The organism is Lactiplantibacillus sp. B652, assembly GCF_023806745.1.
GTDB classification, from domain to species: Bacteria; Bacillota; Bacilli; order Lactobacillales; family Lactobacillaceae; genus Lactiplantibacillus; species Lactiplantibacillus pentosus.
On record NZ_JAMSKY010000001.1, the window covers coordinates 117,972 to 137,877 of the forward strand.

The following is a 19,906-nucleotide window of genomic DNA, read 5'->3' on the forward strand; positions in this document are numbered from 1 at the left end:
GATCTCTGTCATTGGACGCCTTACTGTTCTTTTCTTCAACGATTAATTAAGTCTAGTGTACTGGTTCTACTGAACCGTGTCAAAAATAATTCAAACGGAATCCCGACAAGCTGGGTCGACTTGAGAACTTGTAAAAAAGCACGCCACTTACAATTCGCAAGAACGGCCTAGCAAAACGCCCCTTGCCACTAATCATCATTGTGACTGCCGGTTAGTAAAGTTCCGGTCGGCGGTCTTCGAAGACGGGAATCTGGCCGCGAACACGTTCGACTTGGGCCAAGTCCAAGGTCGCCGTAATTAACTGCGGATGGGCGCCACCAATCGCTAACAAATCCCCTAGCGGATCGATGACTAATGATTGCCCGCCAAACTGATTGTCTGGATCACTGCCGACCCGATTGACGGCAACGACAAACGCTTGGTTCTCAATCGCCCGCGCTTGGAGCAATAGCCGCCACTGCATCTGGCGTTGCGTTGGCCACTCGGCACTCACAAAAATCACCCGGGGGCCTTGTGCCGCTTGCTTGCGTAACCATTCTGGAAACCGGATATCGTAACAGATGACACCCATCGCCGCGACATCGTCCAGTTCAAAAACATTTTCGGTCGCGCCAGCGGTAATATAGCGGTCTTCCGCCATTAAGCCAAACCGGTGGACCTTGTCATACTGACTCACGAGTTGACCGTGCCGATCGATGACCAGCATTTCATTATAATAATGACCGTCGCGTGCGACTGCGACCGAGCCGCCGACAATGTTGACGCGAAATTGGCGGGCCAACTTACTGAGTAATTGTCGCGTCCGCTGACCATCGTCATCCGCCACAACGTTTAGCCGCGTTAACGCATACCCCGTATTCCACATTTCTGGTAGCACGATCACATCTACCGTTTGTTCCGCTGCCCGTTGAATCGCGACTTCGACCTGCTGGTAATTCGCATCTGGATCGCCGAATTGAATATCAAGTTGTGCTAGTGCGACACGCATTTGCTCCACCTACTTTTATTATAATGATTAAAAACATATTAGAATAAATAGGAATACATTGCAAGTTTCGCGTCAGTAATCGTTCGGCCGCCGAACAAGTTCTAACACCGTGCATCCAACCGCAATTATTATGGTCTTTTGCAGGCGCTTTGATTGACATGCCTGCCAAACCCGCCTAGAATTGTTCAAGCGATTTAATGGATTTTAAGACGGGAGGCCCTCGACGTGGCAACATCAGATCAAGAACAACAACACGAGCAACAGCGGGTTGATCGAGTTATCGAGCAAGTTAAGGAACGGGCAAAACAGACCGACCACTTGTTGGAAAAGGCCCATCACGAAACTGATGTCATTCAGAAAAACTATGGTGATAATAATTCCGTCAACACGTTTGAAGTCGATGACCGTATCGAAACGAACGCGGAACTGCAACAGCAAAAGCAAATGGTCGAACGAGCAGTCGAATCTGAAGCTATCTTGAAGCGGCAAGTCGGCGTGCTCAAGGACCTCAGTAATTCACCCTACTTCGGTCGGATCGATATTCAAGACAGCCCCGATGAGGACGCGGAACGCTTATATATCGGGACCGCCTCGTTTGTAGATGCTGAACAGAACTTCCTGGTCTACGACTGGCGCGCCCCGATTTCATCCGTCTACTACAACGGGACACTCGGGCAGGTTCAGTATCAGACACCGGCCGGACAACAAACGACCGAACTGGTCAAAAAGCGCCAATTTCAAATCAATCACGGCGAAATCAAAAACATGTTCGATACCAACGAGACTGTCGGCGATGAAATCTTGCAGGCCGTCTTGGGTGAACAAAATGATGCGTATATGCAAAACATCGTCGCAACCATCCAGAAAGAACAAAATGATATTATTCGCGACACGACCAGCGACCTACTAGTGGTCCAAGGTGTCGCGGGCTCGGGGAAGACCTCGGCAATTTTGCAGCGCATCGCCTTTCTACTCTACCATTCCCGGGCGTCACTGGAAGCTGACCAAATGGTGCTCTTCTCACCGAACCGCTTATTCAGTCACTATATCTCTGAAGTGTTGCCTAGTCTCGGGGAGCGCAACATGCGGCAAGTGACCCTCGCGGAATTTCTCAGCGCCCGTTTTCAAGGCCTGACTGTCGAGAGCCTCTTCGAACGCTACGAAAGTGACCGGCAAAATACGCAATTGACGCCGGCCATTCGTGACTTCCAAGAAAGTGCCGACTTCATGCGCCAAGTCGATGACTACTGTCACCAGTTACCAGCCGACCAATTGCGCTTCACGAACATCGTCTTCAACGGCGAGGTGTTCTTCGCCAAAGAAGTGATTACCAAAATCGCGGCAGCTCTTCCTAAAGCGATGCAACCGGCTGACCGCTTCCTCGCCATCAAGAATACGCTGATCAAACGGTTAAAACACCGCATCGATGACGAGGCTCAAGCCGACTGGGTCAACGATATTATCGACCAATTAAGCGACGAAGCCTATCACGACTTGCTGGGCAACAAGCGCCGCGGGGATTTCCAATCGCTCGACGATGAAGTCTTTTATATTGGTAAACAAATCGTGACCAAGCGGCTCCGACAAGTATACGATGCCATCTATAACGGCTATTTCTTAGACACTTATGAACAATATAATGATTTCTTAGCCCAAGTCGACCGGCCTAATGACATTCCCGCCGCACAGTGGGAGCAACGCATCAAGGCTTACCAAGCTGCCGTGGAATACCACCGCATTGCACTGGTCGACTGTGCGCCGCTGTTATTACTACGCGACGTTTTAACTGGTAGTGGTCAGAATCGGCGGATGCAGTACATCTTCGTCGATGAAATGCAAGATTATTCATTGGCTCAGTTGCTCTACATCAAGCACGCCTTTCCACTGGCTAAGTTCACCCTGTTAGGTGACAGTGAACAAGCCTTGTTCAAAGGTATCGAGTTGCCGCAGCAATTGCTGGAACGACTCAAGGCGGCATTTAACGTGCGCCGAGCAAACTTGATTACCTTGAATAAAAGCTACCGTTCGACTGAACAGATCACGAACTTTGCCAAAGCGCTATTGCCCGACGGTGACCAGATTCAGGCGTTTACGCGTAAGGGTGACTTGCCAAAAGTCATGATTCGCTATGGTGAAGACGCAGCGCTTAGCAGTCTGCGTAGCGAAGTTGACCATCAACTTCAAACGACGCATACAGTCGCTGTTCTCACTAAAGACCTCGCGGAAAGTAAGCAAGTCTACCAATATCTGAAGCATCATACGGTGACGACGCTAATGACCGATAGCGACCGCACTATGCCGCAGGGGGTCATCGTCATGCCAATCTACCTCGCGAAGGGGCTAGAATTTGACGCGGTCGTTGCTTACGATGTCTCCGCGGCTAATTACCCGGATGCTAATTCAATCGGGATTCTCTACACGATTGCGTCCCGCGCAATGCATCATTTGACGCTACTCAGCATCGGGGACGTCTCACCGCTGATTGCCCAACTGGACCCGACGCTATTTACCATTGAACATCAAGTACGCGTGTAACTTAGTAAAATTATGATACTCAAAAATGACATTTAACCGGCCCACTTGGCTTGTGTTAAATGTCATTTTTTTACGTCTGACGACTATTGATTAGGTCACTGTGGATAGTGGGGACTCAGTTATGCATGCTTGTCCACCTGTGTATAACTAATAGGGCTGTGTTTTATCCACAAGTGGGTATCTTAAGTGCATCCGTATCCGGCAATTAGATAGTGCGCTGCGTCTATGACTGGTACTAGCGGCGGTGGCGGGTCAGATTAATTAACTTGATATTGTTTGATTTGCGCATAGGCCGCACTATTGCGTTGCTTTAGCTTACGTATTTCAATGTCATTTTGAATCGCTAGAAAATACTGGTCTGATACCCCGAAGAACCGGCCTAATCGCAATGAGGTATCTGCAGTAATTTGTCGACGGTCATGTAACAAATCTTGGATTCGTGAAGTAGGCACCCCAATCTGCTTGGCCAAAAAATACGCAGAAATCTGCAACGGCGCCATAAATTCTTCTTCGAGGATTTCACTAATCTTAGGTGTTGGCATCTCAGTCATAGCTTTTAATCTCCTATCCACGATGGTAATCTACAATCTCAACATCATAAAACTCATTGCCATTCTGAATCGTAAAGCAAATTCGATATTGGTTATTAATTCGAATACTGTACTGTCCCAGCCGATCTTGTGATAGCTTCTCTAAATGATTTGCGGGTGGCATTCTCAAATCATTAATCGTTTCAGCATGGTCAATCATTAGCAACTTACGTAGTGCCACGCGTTGCACGGTTGGTGGTAACGTTTTAGCAAATTCTTGTTGAAAAACCTTTTGAGTCACTTTATTCGCGAAAGTTTTAATCAATGAATTGATTGCTCACTTAATCTTATTTTAGGACAGATTATACACGTATTGCGTATACATCTCAATTATAGTGTCGCGATTTCAATTACACCTTATTCGCGACCAATAAATATCGACAAATAGAAGGAGCCCCTCAGCCATTATCCAACCACAAGTTCTGATTATCCCCATTAACCTGAACTTTTCACCTTGCCCAACGAGTTATCCCCACTCAATGTTAATAACTACGCTGCCGTGAACCGATTGGCCGTCTCAACATCCGCCAAAACCAGTTATTGAATAAATATGCACTGTATTTACGCTCAACGAATAACTCAAAGCCGCGATTACATTGTTAACTAACCCAATCCCGCCAAGTTATCCTCTGTGGATAAATATTTTTTGCTATTTTATCCACATCTTAACCGATGACTGCAAACACTGACTGGCAATAATCGATTTATCAAAATCCAGTTATTTCAGCTACCAACTATATCGCCACCAGATTGATAAGCGTGACCAGCCAATTAATCGTCATATGACTCAGTATGGGCACGCTCAAATTTTTAGTTTTGATCAATAACCACGAGCAACCGCAGCCGACGACAAAAATCCCCAATGTACTTCCCAGCTGATAGCCATGCCCCAAAGCAAATAATATATTCGTCAGTATGATAGCCAGAACGCCAGGTAATGATTCACGCAAAACACTTTGAATCACACCTCGAAATAACAGTTCTTCAAGTACTGGACTCACGATATTGCTAGAGACTAGCGTTAGGATTCCCAGTGGGCTACGGATCAACTGAACAATTTCATAGTTTTCTGACTCAGGTTGTTTCGAAAAGACCACGGCAATGACCATTTCAAGCAATACGAGGATGATTGCAACCACAATTGCTTTTACAGCCATCGATACTGTTATTTTTTTAACGCTCATATCCTCAAAATTGACTTTTTTATAAATTATGAGGAGCACAATTCCCACAACTACGGTTAAGCCTATCAGGGCACCCCAATGTTGCCACACCTGAACGTCGCTCTGAGTCTCTCCCCACCAAGGCCAATAGCCATCTGCCAAAACAGGGACTTGAACTAACATAAAGAGCAATATCCCGATGAAGGCCTTCTTAATCCATCTTCCCGTCTTGATTAACATTCAACATTCTCCTCGCATCCTAAAACAGGCGTACCACATCGCGCCCATTCTTACGAACTATCCCAACCACTTTGACCCTATAAATTCCATCAGCGCATCCATAGTCATCCGCACAACGTCAGCCTTCAAAGCATCCTCGACCTAGGAATCGGCCAATATCACTTTCATCTCACTCCCCAAGTGTGGCTAATGGCTGAAACTTTATCGATTATAGATAAAATTGTAACTCACCTGTCACTGTTTCTAACAAAAAAAATAGTAACGTAGCATTATGCCAGTTAATCGTCATAAAAAAACTGATGCCACTAAATGAGAACGGTTCGCGATCGAGACATGCTAGTCCACGAATCGTGATGCTTAGACAAAATCAACCTTGCCAAGAAAAGCCACTTTTTTCAATTAAATTGAGCCGGCCATCAAAAAGCGGCTTCATCGCAAATCAAGACGATGAAGCCGCGTAAACATCGGATTATTTTAATCATTACTTACCTAGGTCTGACGTACCATGCTTAGGCTTTCCAGCATACTCATCAGTTCCCGCAGCATACGCCAAACAGCTACTGATACGCCAAATTATGCTGCATCCAATTATCGACCGCTGCCAGTTTCTCGCTCACTTCGTCGACACTGCTGCCGTGCACATCGAAAAATGCGGTTGCAAAGACCGAGGAATTCGGAACACCATACACCGTACCCGCTTGAGTGTAAATCTCGTAGTCATCGACATACTCAAACGGAACTTGCTTGGGCGCCGCCACTACTGTTCCTTGGCGTGGCGCCGTCAGCACAAAGCCCACATATTTATCATTATGCATCTGGCCTTCACGCAAATCACTTAACTCATCGCGTTCGATTTGATGTACCAACAGTTCTTTGTAGAGATTAATATGACTATTATGCTCAATCAACGGCACAATTCTGCCGCCCCCAGCCCGACAGGCAATTTCACAGAGAACGAGTTGCCCCGCTGAATTTTCAAATACTTCAATATGGAAGATTGCGTCTTTTTCCACTGGCATCACGTCCAGCGTTGCATTAGCAAATGCTAGTATTCGACTTGATTCGCTCGTGCGATACGGTAAAAAAGCAGACGCTGTGGACACCCCGTGCTGAAAGGCCAAGCAGTCGGTCAGGTATCTTCCCGTCGAAATATATCGGACTTGATGATCAACTCGTAAGACATCAATATGGTACATCTTCCCGTCAACAAAGGATTCAATCATTTGCGGCTCTCCAGAATGATGGGCCACCGCTGCCATCACTTCAGCGACATTGTGAACGACGCTCGTATCTGCAGAGCCACCGCCTGAAACGGGTTTAATGACAAACGGATACTGGTTTTCATGCGCCTCAATAAAACAGAGCGCATCCAGTAAATCGTCAATCGCCTGAAAGTCAGTTACCGGAATGCCATGTTCACGCAGGTAACTTTTCATTTTGACCTTATCACGATACAAAATCGCGTTTTCAATGCGCTGACCAGGCACCTTGAATAACTTTCTCAACCTAGCCGCAATTAGCACATCTCTTTCTCTAAACGAAATAATCTTCTGAATCCGATTATGGTCGTTAATGCGTCGGATCTGTCCGACTAGCGCTGCTTCCGCATACCAATCATCTACATAAGTCAGGGTTACGTTGGCGGCAAAATTGGCGGCCGCATATTCCGCCCGTTTCTTACTGGTCGTCACCACGTCATAGTGATTATCATCTGCCGTTAACCATTCATCAAGTCTTAAGGTCGCTATCGACAGGTTCGCCAAAATAACAATTTCCATACCATCACCCGATTTCCACAATGACTTGCTTGAGCCGATGCAATAAATTCATTTTTAGCCGATCTGGGTCGGTATCTGTGCCCATCATTTGAAGAATTCGATTCTGATTATCAATGTCGTCCACAGTATCACCGACCTGCTTTCGAATTATCGTCTTAAAAGAGTCATCATTCGGAACGTCCAGCCGCGTAATTACGCCACGTTTGGTCGGAAAAACTGACATAATTGAACTATAGCTGCCATTCCAATCAGGAAGGTGACTCACGGATTTGTTATCGGCAATCAAATCGCCCCAACAAGCGACAACGTCACAGTGATAGACATTGTTCATCAAGACGCCCATCATGCCACCACCCATTCTGATGTGCGTTTCGACTAGTTCAATATGGTCGTCTTTAGTCACAATAATTTCAGTGTGACCAACCCCTGACTTGATTCCTAACGCATCATTTATTTGCGTCATGTACGCGGCAATTCGTTGCGTCTCATCAGCCGTTAAGCGCGCGGGAATAATGTGCCCGACTTCATTCATATTTGAATCTTTGATCTTTTCCGTTACGTTCAAGACGTGATGTTGGCCTAAGTTTGAAAAAGTTTCAACACTGTATTCTGTGCCATCAATAAACGTCTCCATGACATAATCTGATAAATCTTCTATATCTAGATCCTGCAAATTCTGTAATGAGTTAATCTTTCGCACACCATGGCCGCCAATACCATGATCAGGCTTGAGAATAAACGGATAATTAAAGGCGCTGATCAAATTCAGAATCTGTTGTTTAGAATGAACTGATCGGCTTTTACAGTGACTTAACCCGACTTCATCTAGCAGATTACGAACACGATGCTTGTCATTCAAGAAACGAATATCATCCTCCGTAAAGCCCGCAATGGCATAGGTATCGGCAATCTTGGCGGCCAACTGCTGATAACTTTCTGAAAACGAATAGACAAAGTCAAAGCTAAAATCGCCGAGGTTCAACTTTTCAATCTCATCGAAATCAGCTAGATCATCCACAATAAAAATATGCCGGTATTGCTTAGCAGCTAAGGTCTCAGCATGCGCCTTCGTACAGATAATACTGACGTCAACGTAGGGCGCCAGTGACTGATGCGTGTAGTCGGCGCCTTGGATAACTAAAACTTGTTTTCTCATTATATCAACCTCCTCACTTCAGCAAGTAGTTTTAACGTGTTACGACCCGTCGCTTGGTTTTGCGACCGTCATCAATTCCGTTATGTCGTGTCCATCTTTTTAATTCAGTATCGAATCGCTTCATGACTCATTTTCAGAACATCAATGTTGACTTTGACAAATTATTTATGTAATTGAAACCCAATCGATTTTATATTTCCGACTTTCTGCCACCCACCACAGATTTACCTCAACAAAGTACGGCATCAATCGCGCGCTACCAGCATATGCGCCACCAGCACCTTTCACGCCACCACTAGCTGGTTCTATCACCCTTACTCAATATCGGGGCTACTGCGGGAACAGCCGACAGTCCAATTCTCACCTCATTCAGCCTGACACCAATTTGGAATCATCGTCTACTGATTAACACGAACCAAATCGCATTAATGACGGTAATGCCAGCACTAATGATTGCCAGCGCTTCGATGGCATGTTGGTCGATAATCAACCCGAAAAGCGTGCTCCCAATTGGAACTGCGATACTCGCACAGATAAAAATCATTGAAAAGAAATAACCGATGAGTTCATTTCTCACATTAATTTGGATATAGCTTTGCAAGCCGACATTATACCTGGCATAGAAGAATCCAAGTATGAACGAAGTCAGCATGAACGCCTCTTTTGTTAGAAAGATGCCAGTAACACCCACGCTGAGCCCACCAACGATTAGCCCCCAACGCTCTCGCGATATTTGCTCATCAATATGGATATATCGAATCGAAAGCAATCCTAAAATTGCCGCAGCGGATTCAATGCTCACGATTAGGCCATATAAAGAATGATCATGAAAATTATTAATCGCGATCGTTGGAATAATTAGCGTGTATCCCGACAAAAAGATGTTCGAGAAAAATCCAGCGATGATCAAGTAGGCTAGTAAGGGTGCTTTGAACATATAGACGAAAGCCGATTTATAAGTCACCCCGTTCCCATCTGATAATGATTCAGACTCACACCAGATGCCACGGATAAATAAAAATGAAATAAAAAACGAGATACCATTCAAGGTAATCGTCCCAATTAGCGACAGCCAATGATTGGTGTAAAGGAACGTGGTTAGCATCGGCATAACCACCTTGATTGTTTCTGTCCCCGTACTTATCACAGCGTTAAACCCGATGATTCTATCCTTCGATACGGCGATACCAATCAATCTTTTCAGTGACGGCCCGGTCATCGCGACGTTCATATTCAAGGTAAAGACTAATGCCAACAATATCGGCAGTCGATAATTAGTGGTCAGCAGCAACACATCGGCAATTAAGCAAAAAATTGCCGACAACCCATCCGCGTACCTGATGGCCTTAATGAAATAAAGCTTTTTGGAAATCGTGGCCCCTAGAAACGAAAATAGCAGCGATGAAACACCGGCAATACTTAAGACGTGCGACAACACCCGTGCCGATCCAAATGTGTCAATCACCCACACATTAATAAACACGTTGAAAATACTGGTACCGACCAGCGACGAAAATTTTGAAGTTGCTAGTTGTAGCTCTACGCGTTCGCTTTCCACAGCACCACCCCCTTTCCCTTTTGCATCCAAGGCAGACATTGCTGATTCCTTAAATCAGTAGCGCTCATCAAAATGAACACTAAACACAAACCAGTTAATCTGAAATGTGGCGCCCGCCTTTACATCCACTACCTACCCCATCCCGTTCTTGCACGACTAACACTGTAACTTAGATCGTAAGTAGCTTTTAGATGTTATTAACATTAAAACTAGATTATAAAGTTGTCAATATATTTTAATCTAATCATCCGATTAAGATAACTAATCAACCTAAAAATCAACCGTCTCGAATCGCTGATACTACTTGTTTCCAAGTGTTCTATATGTTAAATAGCAATTATACTTATCAGTGATAAAAATAGACAGTAGTGTTTGTTAGCCATCGACGATTAAATAGAAATGAGAGATTATCCAATTTAATTATTAAGGACAGGGCGATCCCGTGTATGCAGTAAATAGCTGACCGTATTGGTTGATGCTTTTCAGATTATTTTCAATACAAAAAGAGTGTCCCAAACTTCTCGGTTTTTGAGAAGCTTGAGACACTCTTTTGCAATAAACATAAAGCCGCACGATCAGTTGCAGCATTTACTGCCTACAAACAAAGTATGGTTTTTATCGGCTATTTCTGAACGCTCTTGCCATTGAATGTTAACCTGAGACTGTCTGCTAAGAAAATAAAAAATAATAACACATCCAGTTCAGATGGCAGTTCTCGATAGACAATCCAAGTTACCACCATAAACACGAATAAAAATACACACAGTCCAATACTGATTTTTTTGGTCATATCTAATATCCCCTTTGAATACAATCGACAGTTATCAGTTCCATATTGGATGTCGCCTACCCATTCAATATAGACATATTAATCTCTATAATTTCCATACACGACAACGCTTTTTCACAGTGATTTTTCGAGCAAAATTTTACATTTAAAACCACCAACAAGTAACAACTCTTTTTTCTGAATAACCAGGAAGGCTACTCATCCTCTTTTAAAATTTTATTTAGTTCCCGCGATTTCCTATGCGAAACGCTGCACTTGATACCATCTATCATGGTCAGCTCTTTTCTCTGGTAATCAAAACTACGAAAATGATTCAGATTAACTAATGTACTTTTATCACACCTGAAGAAGTCACTATATTTACCTTCAAAACTATTTAAATTACCGGGAAAATCGGCCACTTTATTTATAGCAGTCAATCTCACGATACCAGGCCGTTCTTTGCTAGTACTTAGCATAATAACATCTTTGACAGGGACTGAAAAAAAGCGCGTTCCAATCTTATATCCCAGAATGTTCTTGTGTTCTTCCGCTTCCGACTTAAGAATATCTATGGTTGCACGAATATCCGCCTCTATTTTCGTCTTAACAGTATCTGGACCTTGTTCTTTCAAAATATAATCTAGCGGTGCAATGCGCCGTTCTAACGTTAAAAAAGACAACTCCTCATGAGTGGTAATGAATACAATTTGGGCAAACGGCAATCGATGGCGAACATCATCTGCGAGATTCAGACCTGCTTGGGGCTGACTGCCAATTTCCATATCCAGAAAAAACAACCCTTCTTCGGAGCTTGCAATGCTGTCCAGCAGAACTTGCGGATCGTCAGTTGCTACTTCCAATTGCATATCATATTCTTCAATCATGATGGTATTGTTTATGATACTTGTATATTTGCTTCTTTGAGCTTCATTATCTTCTAATATATAAACCGGTAACACCTAGTTATCCTCCGTAATAATTAAACTCATTGTGACATAGCCTTTTGTGCTTTCAATTTCCATGTAGAACCCATGCTGCTGTTCGACAAGCTCTTGCACATTTGCGAGGCCTAAGCCACGATTGCTGCCCTTGGTTGAATAGCCAGTCTCAAAGAGCTTGTGCTGGTCAAAATCTGAACCAACAGAATTACTAATCGAAATTTCCGATGTATTTTCAATTACATTAAAAGCAACTGTCACCGCTCTATCGGCCATTAATATTGCTTGTTCAATTGCATTATCCAACAAGTTACCCACGATACGCATTGCTGTAGCAACCCCATGACTGAGATAAAAATCAGTGTCACCTATTTCAATATTTAGCTTGACATCACATTGTTTAGCATAAAAAAACTTTTGGACGATTAACCCACGTAATGTATCATTTTTTAAATGCTGAATACGTGCGATACTCCCATCATTTAAAGTTATTTTAAACGCTTTACTATTTGTATAATCAGTCAAGTAGTCCTTAATCTCACCAATATCATTTTGAGCATTTAAACTAGCAATTAAATTTTTATAATCGTGCTTAAACTTTCTTAATTCCAAATACTGGTGCTCTACGCTCTTAAGATAATTATCTAACTGTTCATTTTGGAGCTTCTCAGTTGCGACTTTTTTCTGCAAAATATACACTCTTGTGGTTTCTAAAGCTTGCCAACTGATGAGACCAAGCATTAAAACAAATGTTAATAACAGCGTTAACTGAATTGTAGCTGTAACTCCTTGAAAATTACTAATTAGTAGTAGCAGCTCGATTGATCCAAAAACAGCCAACAATATAGTAAATAGATGCTTATTAACTTCTCCGTCATTACTTATGTCTAGCGATCCAGCATACCGCTTTATCATGACATGACCAAATTGAAGCGCTAAAAGATCAATGATGCACATCGTAACAATCTCAACTCCAGTAAAAAGATGGCTGTGTGTTGATAAATCAGCGATTTGATGAAGGTCAAGAAAAAGATACAACAATCCCCTACTGAAATAAGCTGCCAGTGCTAAAACTACGATTTGACTTGATAACAACATCAAAAAAACATTTAAATGGTAATAATTGATTTTTGGCTTTCGTCTTTCTCTAATTATCATTCCTAAGGCTAAGAAAAATGATGTAATGTCGCCTAAAAAGATTCCTATTAAAGATAATATCAATAACAAAATCAATGAATAAACGATGTTTTTCACACCAGTATTACCAAAAATAAAATTGTATACCACAATTATCCCAAAATAAATAAAAAACGATTGTGCAATGCCATCCAAAATGCTAACTTCAATCACAGTACTCCCCCTAAAGTGTTTTATCGTCTCATTAGCTAATATAAAATAATATTTGTTAATTTACTTTATTAGCAAGCTATCATTTTACAGTATTTTTTTCAAGAGCTGTGACTCATTAACCAACTTGGACTAGCGATATTCGAACAATTTACACCTTAGAAGAGTAGACACTCAACACATCAATTCACCATTTCAGTTTTTAAATATTTTTGTTGCCGTACGTACAACCGATCCATTTGTAACGAATACGTGCTACTCTTCCCACCAACGATTTTCTGCATTTCGTGATTACTTACACTGCTTTACATGGCCAATCTTAATTTTCACAACAATCACCTCACATATCCATGATAGAGCAATTTTAATCTAAAATTTTGTTATTCTTATTAACGTACACTTTTGGGCTTCAAACGTAAATTCGCACTTAATATTCGACAATAATACGACCAAGGTCCACAAAAAACTCCCCTATAGATATTAATGCCGCTATGTTTGGTGTAGGAGACGGTGGCGTTTGGATTTGTAAATCGATACCAACTCGAGGCGCTTATACTAAGGCTGCATCCAATTTATTCAATGCCTGCAATCAACGAAATGCTGCTCAATACGAGCTATGCATCCTCTCTTTATTTGACTCAGCATCCCCCAAAAAACGAGACTTGCCTGAGTACAACGACTCAAGCAGATCTCGTTACCATTTTTAAATAGGCTCTATAAATATACGATTAGCTGTAATTATTCACATGGCTAATTTTAAAAAAACAAATAATCAAAAATAGATGGTAAAATCCATTCACACGAAAATAAGCATCGTGGCAAAGAAGGCTTACTTCTATGTCACGATGCTTATTTGGCTAATGAATCTCTCGCATGATTATTTCAAACAGTCACCATCAGCATTTTTTAATATCTTATTCAATTCACGGGTCCGCCGAAAAGAGACGTCACACTTGATGCCGCCATCCAGCAAGAGCTCCCGTTTTTGAGAATCAAAACTTTGAACATGGCTCAAATTCACTAAGGCACTTTTATCACATCTAAACAGGCTCGGATGCTTGTCAGCAATTGCACTCAAATTTCCTGGAAATTCGGCTAACCTGTTGGCCGTACTGAGCGTCACATTTCCCGGCCGATCCTTATGGGTACTCAACATAATCACATCCGCCAGCGCCAACGTGAAAAGACGCGTCCCGATTTTATAACTGAACACCTCGGGCAACTGGTCGCTGGTCTTCTCAAGCATCTGTTGCGTTAATTTGATATCTTTGGCGATTTTCTGCGTAATCTGCTCTGCTGATTGATCCTTCAGAATATAGTCAAGTGGCGCGATTCGCCGTTCTAGCGTGACAAACGACAATTCATCATGGGTCGTGATGAAGACAATTTTTGCTAGTGGCAACTGCTGCCGAATCTCACTGGCAAGTTCCAATCCCGCCTGTTCATTTTCTCCAATCTCCATATCAAGAAAGAACAAGCCATCCCGCCGCTGACTCATATCCGCGAGAATCTCTTGCTGATTTGTCGTTGCGACAATTAATTCCATGGCATATTCATTAATCATGACCGTGTTATTGATTGTTTTTTGATAACTTTCACGTTGTTCACGATTATCCTCGTATAAATATATTGGAAACACTTATTTACCCTCCATTAATGATTAAGGTCATGGTGACATAACCACGCTCACTATCAATATTTAAATAAAAATCATGATGCTGATTGACCAATTCACGTACGTTGGCAAGCCCTAATCCGCGGTTAATCCCTTTGGTGGAGTAACCCGTCTGAAATAGCTTGCTTCGCTCAAAATTCGAATCAATCGCATTATTAATTGAAATTTCTGTCGTACCATCAATCTTATTAAAAGCGACAGTAACCGTCTTATCAGTCCTTTTCTGTGCTTGTTCGATTGCATTGTCCAATAGATTCCCGATAATTCGGATAACTACCGCAATATTAACTTTAATTTGAAAGGCCTCACTGGAAATTCCAAGACTTAAATTAGCCCCACACCTTTTCGCGTAAAAAAATTCCTGACGATCAAGCCACGCACCGACTCGTCTTTTAGAGGTTGTACCTGAGCCATTTTGACATCATTGAGACTAGTATCTAACCCCTGATTCTCGGTCGCATCCTCTAGATCAGTTTTCAATGTCGCCATGTCATTTTGTGCGCTGAGACTGACGATGATGAAATTTATTTTTGACGCTAACGAACGATAGTTATAAATTTCTGCTGATTTGATAATACCATAAAAGCAATTTAGCTTCCTACCGGCTGGTTATGCCAGCGCGTGCGCTTTCGCTTCATCGTACGACCTGGCCAGCCTACCTTCACTAGTGACTGTATTAAAAGAATTATCGACCCAGCATGTATCATTATGATACGATACAGGTTAAATGTTCAACTTGCTCACTGTTCCTGTTCGTTAATAAAATATTGATTTATTGATTATCGAATAGCAGTGACCACTACCACGCCACTGGAGGCAGTATCTTGAATAAAGTAAGACGAATCGTCATCGGTATTATTAGTTCAATTTGTTTAATTCTCATTTTTGCGTTTGTTCGATCCTTGGGGTCAACATACATCGAAACGAGCCACGTTTCATATGAAATCTCTGGTATGACAAACGGTGTCAATGCTGACAAATTTAATCGAGTCATCCAAAATTATACGCAGTCGCACAACATCTCAGCGATTAAAGTTTTTAATGTACCAATGGTTGATGGCGGTAATACCACCAACACTAAGATGTATGTTTATGGTAAACACCTCTCTTTGCCAACTGGGACTGTTGCGACCAAATCTCAATTGCTAACCAGTGATATTCGCTACCCACTCTATTTTATCGGAAAGACTAATCAAGCTTCCATTGAGAAAATGTTTGCACGTAATGGTATCCACTATACTCATATTAATGAGAGCTGGAATTGGAACATCTGGAACTTTTTAAACACTAATCAGATATTCAGCCTGTTAGTGCTGGCCTTTTTAGTTATGGGCATTGTCTTAATTCTTGCTAACTTAACAGATTTAAAAAAAGCCAACATCCGCAGATTACTTGGTATGTCTAACTTTGATGATGCATGCGATAGCTTTTTGGATGACCAAGCAGCTTTCCTAAGCATCTATCTAGTCGGCCTGACCATCATCGCTGGTTACATGTGGTTCGCTCACTATACTCGCATCTACCGCATTATGCTCTATTTCGCTGGCTTTCTATATTTACTCGCACTGATCGTCTCGTTGATTGCCGCAATCATCCGAGCTAAGTCGCATTCTGAGAAAACAATCACCGCCGCTATCAAAGGAAATTCAAAAAGTAAATTATCCTTTTATATCAATATGGTCATCAAAGTGGTTGTTGAAGTATTTGCTTGTACTGCCTTTGTTGCACTCCTTGGGACCATTCAGCAAGAGCGCCAACTTAATCATCAGCTTTCCAGTTGGACGCAGGGCAAGAACTACTACACGATGAATTTAGCCCCACTCACCGGAACCGAATCTACTGAAAGCAATCAAGAGAATCATAACACTGCATTATTTTTCAAATACCTCGAGAATCATCACGGTATGCTGGTTAACTATGGTGGCTGGGACGCTGGTAAAAGTGATGTTATGGATATGTTCAATGGCAATGTGCTGACAGTAAATGCCGAATATTTAAAAGTTAATCAAGTTGTCGCATCTAATGGACATCAGCTGTCTGTACCGGCAAAATCTAAGACAACCTATGTACTTATACCCGCAAGTGACTATGCGAATCGACGTGCGATTCTGAAAAATTATCGTGACTATTTATATCTCAACAACGCCCAAGCAAAAACCGGCCAAAGCTTACCAATTAAGGCCATTAAAATCAAGAACCATCAGCAGTTCTTTACCTATAGTGCGGACGCTTTAGATATGGGGTATTATGACGGTTACGCCCAGGATCCGGTTATTGTTGTCCTGTCTAGTGAATCACTCGGTGGAACCTCGAAACGCAACGTTGATGCCAACAGCGTTTGGACCACTTACTTGTCTAATCAAGCTTTTTTAAGTCCTAATGTTGCAACGATTAAGCATGGCCTGAATAAGACGCATTTAACTCGAACAATTGGTGGAATTGTTAACACTAAAAGCCGGGCACTAAAAGAATTGTCTAAAATTCAAAATAGTCTCCACCTATCTGTGACTGTCATTCTGATTTCATTGCTGATTATCATGATAGAAAACATCGCTTTTAATCATATTTACTTTAATAACAATCGAAAGAAAATCGCTATTCGTCGACTTTTAGGCACACGTTTTACAACCATCTATGGCCCGTTTTTGGCACTCACATTCGCATTGAGTGTACTCGAAGCAGTCATCGTCTGGTTGATCACTAAGAATACAGTGATCGTAACTGCATTATTGATAACGTCAAACATTGGTGAAGGCCTATTATTGGTCATCCAAAACAACTCGCTCAACAAACATGTCGCCAAGACGATTAAAGGAGAATAACTAACATGCACGACTTAAAAATTGTTAATGGTGAAAAACGATTTGATGATTACACGGTCTTCAATCAAGTCAACTACACCTTCATGGTTGGTCGAACCTATGCCCTGGTTGGGCCTTCAGGAGGTGGCAAAACGACCCTCTTAAATAGCATTGGACAGCTTGAAACGCTCACATCCGGTGAGATTCTACTAGATAATCGGAATATTAACACTATCCCAACGTTAGAATATTTCCGTCATTTTATCGGGTATCTCTTCCAGAACTATGCACTCATCGATGAAGCGTCCGTTCAGCAAAATCTTAACTTGGTGAAGCATCATCGTATCGCTGAACTATCACGACAGTTAGAACAGTACGGTTTAGACGGTTCCTACCTGAAGCGCAAAGTATACACCCTCTCTGGGGGTGAGGCGCAACGTGTTGCACTGACCCGCCTAAGCTTACAGAACCCGCTTATCGTACTCGCAGATGAGCCGACCGGAGCACTAGACCAGCAAAACCGAGAATTAGTGCTCACAAGCTTGCGTAAAATGGCTGATGAGGGCAAGCTAGTCATCGTCGCCACTCATGATGACCATGTCAGTCAATGGGCAGACGATCTATTGGACATCTCCACGTTCAAAGCGGCTTTTTAGTACGTCATCCAGAAGTTAAGCATTAAAACTCAGATGCTGTTCAAATCTATACTAAAAGACGGGCTCAATAATTTAACCATGAGCCCGTCTTTTTATGCGTCCTAATAATTTCATTTTTGATTCAACTCTGCCTGACACGACGGATGGCTTTTACCTAACAAAGCCAGCTCATACCACGTTTTCTCTGCCAAAATGATTCAATCTTCCTCCACTACCGTTAACGTCATCACCACTTGGTTATCCTGACTATTCATATCCAGGAAGAAGTTCCGGTGCTGTGCAACTAGTTGATGGATATTCGACAAGCCGAAACCGCGCTGAGCCCCCTTGGTAGACACGCCTAACTCAAACACTTTATTCGCATCGATTTTTTGATTTGTGGGATTTCTTACCGAAATTTCTTTGGTCCCATTTAACGTGTTAAAAGCACAAATCACCTGCTTATCCGCGGTCGCCTGAGTAGCTTCGATTGCATTATCCAATAGATTCCCAACAATTCTGATTATATCTACTAACTCATGGTGGATCACAAAATTTTCGGTATTGAGTTCGACAGTTAAATTGATGCCCTGTGACTGTGCGTCTAGAAATTTCTGCACAATCAAGCCACGTAGCGTTTCGTTGCCTAAATGTTGAACTTTGACAATTTTCCCACTATCCAGTGAAGTCTCCACCGCGCTTTGGGCAATTAATTCTTTGAAGTATGCCGTTTGTTCTGGGGAGTTTCCGTTGGTTAACGAATCCTGTAGCGATAGCATCAAGTTCTTGTAATCGTGCTTGAACTTTCGCAGTTCGAGGTATTGCCGCTCCACACTCTTTAAATAATCGTTGAGTTGCGCATTTTGTTGTGCTTGATAATCGGCTGCCTGCTTCTTGGTGTATGAACTAATAAAGAAGTACATCTGCCATAGCATCATTATCATCATAATGAAAAACGCTATAATCAATGGTACCTGAATCGTTGCTGTAATCTTTTTATAAAAACTGAGCAGTATAATCCCCTCTACAGCAATAAATAGAATCAACGACATTCCAAAGATTGGCTTGCCCAAGTTCAACTCATTAATTCGTGCAATCACTATGGAGATGCGCCTCTTTAGGACAAAAAACATTGTCGCATTCATGATAATCAACATGATGATGTATATTAAAATTAAATAGTGCGATGAGTTAACATCCCCATTATTTATCTGAGCATATGCCAGAATCATCATTCTTCCAATAAATATGGCGATGTTTGAAAATAAAATTTGAACACTGTTTACTAACATCAACGTACCAGTCTGAAAATAATTCAGACGTCGTTTTCTGATAAGTTGCGATAAAATATTAACTGCAATAATTGCAAAGAACACAGCATCTACCAAAAACACACTTATAATTGCCCATATGAACGCCAAAAGGGCCGCTAAAATAACTGTGCGCCACCTTAACACACCAATTATGTAGTAATACCATATAAAGATGATGAGCATACAAGCCAACCCTTGATAAAATGAGTCCATAACACTAAGGACAATCATATCAATCCACCTAACCGTTTTTATATTGTGCGCCTTTTATGAAGTTAATGAGAATTGCGTCCACGAGTGCAAACCTACGCTATTTTCTTTCGACGTCAATATTCATTCAAATCCGGCACTTATCTCGCCATCACTAGTATTACGTAATTGCCCGAAAAAATCCATCACGCACCCACACTTCGCCCC

Annotated in this window: 15 protein-coding genes; 3 read left to right on the forward strand and 12 right to left on the reverse strand. The window is 42.2% G+C overall.

Annotated elements, in window-relative coordinates; all coding sequences use genetic code 11:
• Nucleotides 1-211: 211 nt before the first annotated feature.
• Nucleotides 212-988, reverse strand: a complete 777-nt coding sequence (locus tag MZO40_RS00490; protein ID WP_088770107.1) for a carbon-nitrogen family hydrolase — start codon at nt 986-988, stop codon at nt 212-214.
• Nucleotides 989-1,213: 225 nt separating this feature from the next.
• Here MZO40_RS00490 and helD point away from each other — a divergent pair, with 225 nt between their 5' ends.
• Nucleotides 1,214-3,523, forward strand: a complete 2,310-nt coding sequence (helD, locus tag MZO40_RS00495; protein WP_088770108.1) for an RNA polymerase recycling motor HelD — start codon at nt 1,214-1,216, stop codon at nt 3,521-3,523.
• Between the two features lie 257 nt (nt 3,524-3,780).
• On the opposite strand, the gene MZO40_RS00500 is transcribed toward helD, so the two are convergent.
• From MZO40_RS00500 to MZO40_RS00545, 10 genes are all read right to left on the reverse strand, one after another.
• Nucleotides 3,781-4,074, reverse strand: a complete 294-nt coding sequence (locus tag MZO40_RS00500; RefSeq protein WP_088770109.1) for a HigA family addiction module antitoxin — start codon at nt 4,072-4,074, stop codon at nt 3,781-3,783.
• Between the two features lie 13 nt (nt 4,075-4,087).
• Nucleotides 4,088-4,378: a type II toxin-antitoxin system RelE/ParE family toxin gene (locus MZO40_RS00505; protein WP_050337761.1), complete on the reverse strand. Its 291-nt coding sequence runs from the start codon at nt 4,376-4,378 to the stop codon at nt 4,088-4,090.
• 469 nt (nt 4,379-4,847) lie between these two features.
• Entirely contained in the window at nt 4,848-5,516 is a 669-nt protein-coding gene (locus tag MZO40_RS00510) for a CPBP family intramembrane glutamic endopeptidase (protein WP_088770111.1), read from the reverse strand.
• A gap of 557 nt (nt 5,517-6,073) precedes the next feature.
• Entirely contained in the window at nt 6,074-7,294 is a 1,221-nt protein-coding gene (locus MZO40_RS00515; protein ID WP_101872763.1) for an acetyl-CoA carboxylase biotin carboxylase subunit family protein, read from the reverse strand.
• A gap of 4 nt (nt 7,295-7,298) precedes the next feature.
• On the reverse strand, nt 7,299-8,450 hold the full coding sequence (locus tag MZO40_RS00520) for an acetyl-CoA carboxylase biotin carboxylase subunit family protein (protein ID WP_105960715.1): 1,152 nt from the start codon (nt 8,448-8,450) through the stop codon (nt 7,299-7,301).
• Between the two features lie 391 nt (nt 8,451-8,841).
• The gene (locus MZO40_RS00525; protein WP_105960714.1) at nt 8,842-10,008 is read right to left on the reverse strand and encodes an MFS transporter; all 1,167 of its coding nucleotides are present in this window, start codon (nt 10,006-10,008) and stop codon (nt 8,842-8,844) included.
• 984 nt (nt 10,009-10,992) lie between these two features.
• Complete coding sequence (locus MZO40_RS17505) at nt 10,993-11,739, reverse strand: response regulator transcription factor (RefSeq protein ID WP_252133041.1); 747 nt, start codon at nt 11,737-11,739, stop codon at nt 10,993-10,995.
• Entirely contained in the window at nt 11,740-13,068 is a 1,329-nt protein-coding gene (locus MZO40_RS00535) for a sensor histidine kinase (protein WP_105960712.1), read from the reverse strand.
• 874 nt (nt 13,069-13,942) lie between these two features.
• The gene (locus tag MZO40_RS17510) at nt 13,943-14,704 is read right to left on the reverse strand and encodes a response regulator transcription factor (protein WP_105960711.1); all 762 of its coding nucleotides are present in this window, start codon (nt 14,702-14,704) and stop codon (nt 13,943-13,945) included.
• Nucleotides 14,705-14,708: 4 nt separating this feature from the next.
• Entirely contained in the window at nt 14,709-15,056 is a 348-nt protein-coding gene (locus tag MZO40_RS00545) for a GHKL domain-containing protein (protein ID WP_122217643.1), read from the reverse strand.
• 508 nt (nt 15,057-15,564) lie between these two features.
• On the opposite strand from MZO40_RS00545, the gene MZO40_RS00550 reads away from it, so the two are divergent.
• Complete coding sequence (locus MZO40_RS00550) at nt 15,565-17,562, forward strand: DUF1430 domain-containing protein (protein WP_105960710.1); 1,998 nt, start codon at nt 15,565-15,567, stop codon at nt 17,560-17,562.
• A gap of 5 nt (nt 17,563-17,567) precedes the next feature.
• Nucleotides 17,568-18,197 carry an ATP-binding cassette domain-containing protein gene (locus MZO40_RS00555; protein ID WP_056952530.1) on the forward strand — a complete coding sequence of 210 codons (630 nt, stop codon included), beginning with the start codon at nt 17,568-17,570 and terminating at the stop codon, nt 18,195-18,197.
• A gap of 197 nt (nt 18,198-18,394) precedes the next feature.
• Here the strand turns inward: MZO40_RS00555 and MZO40_RS00560 are convergent, their stop codons facing one another.
• Nucleotides 18,395-19,720 carry a GHKL domain-containing protein gene (locus tag MZO40_RS00560; protein ID WP_105960709.1) on the reverse strand — a complete coding sequence of 442 codons (1,326 nt, stop codon included), beginning with the start codon at nt 19,718-19,720 and terminating at the stop codon, nt 18,395-18,397.
• Nucleotides 19,721-19,906: the final 186 nt, after the last annotated feature.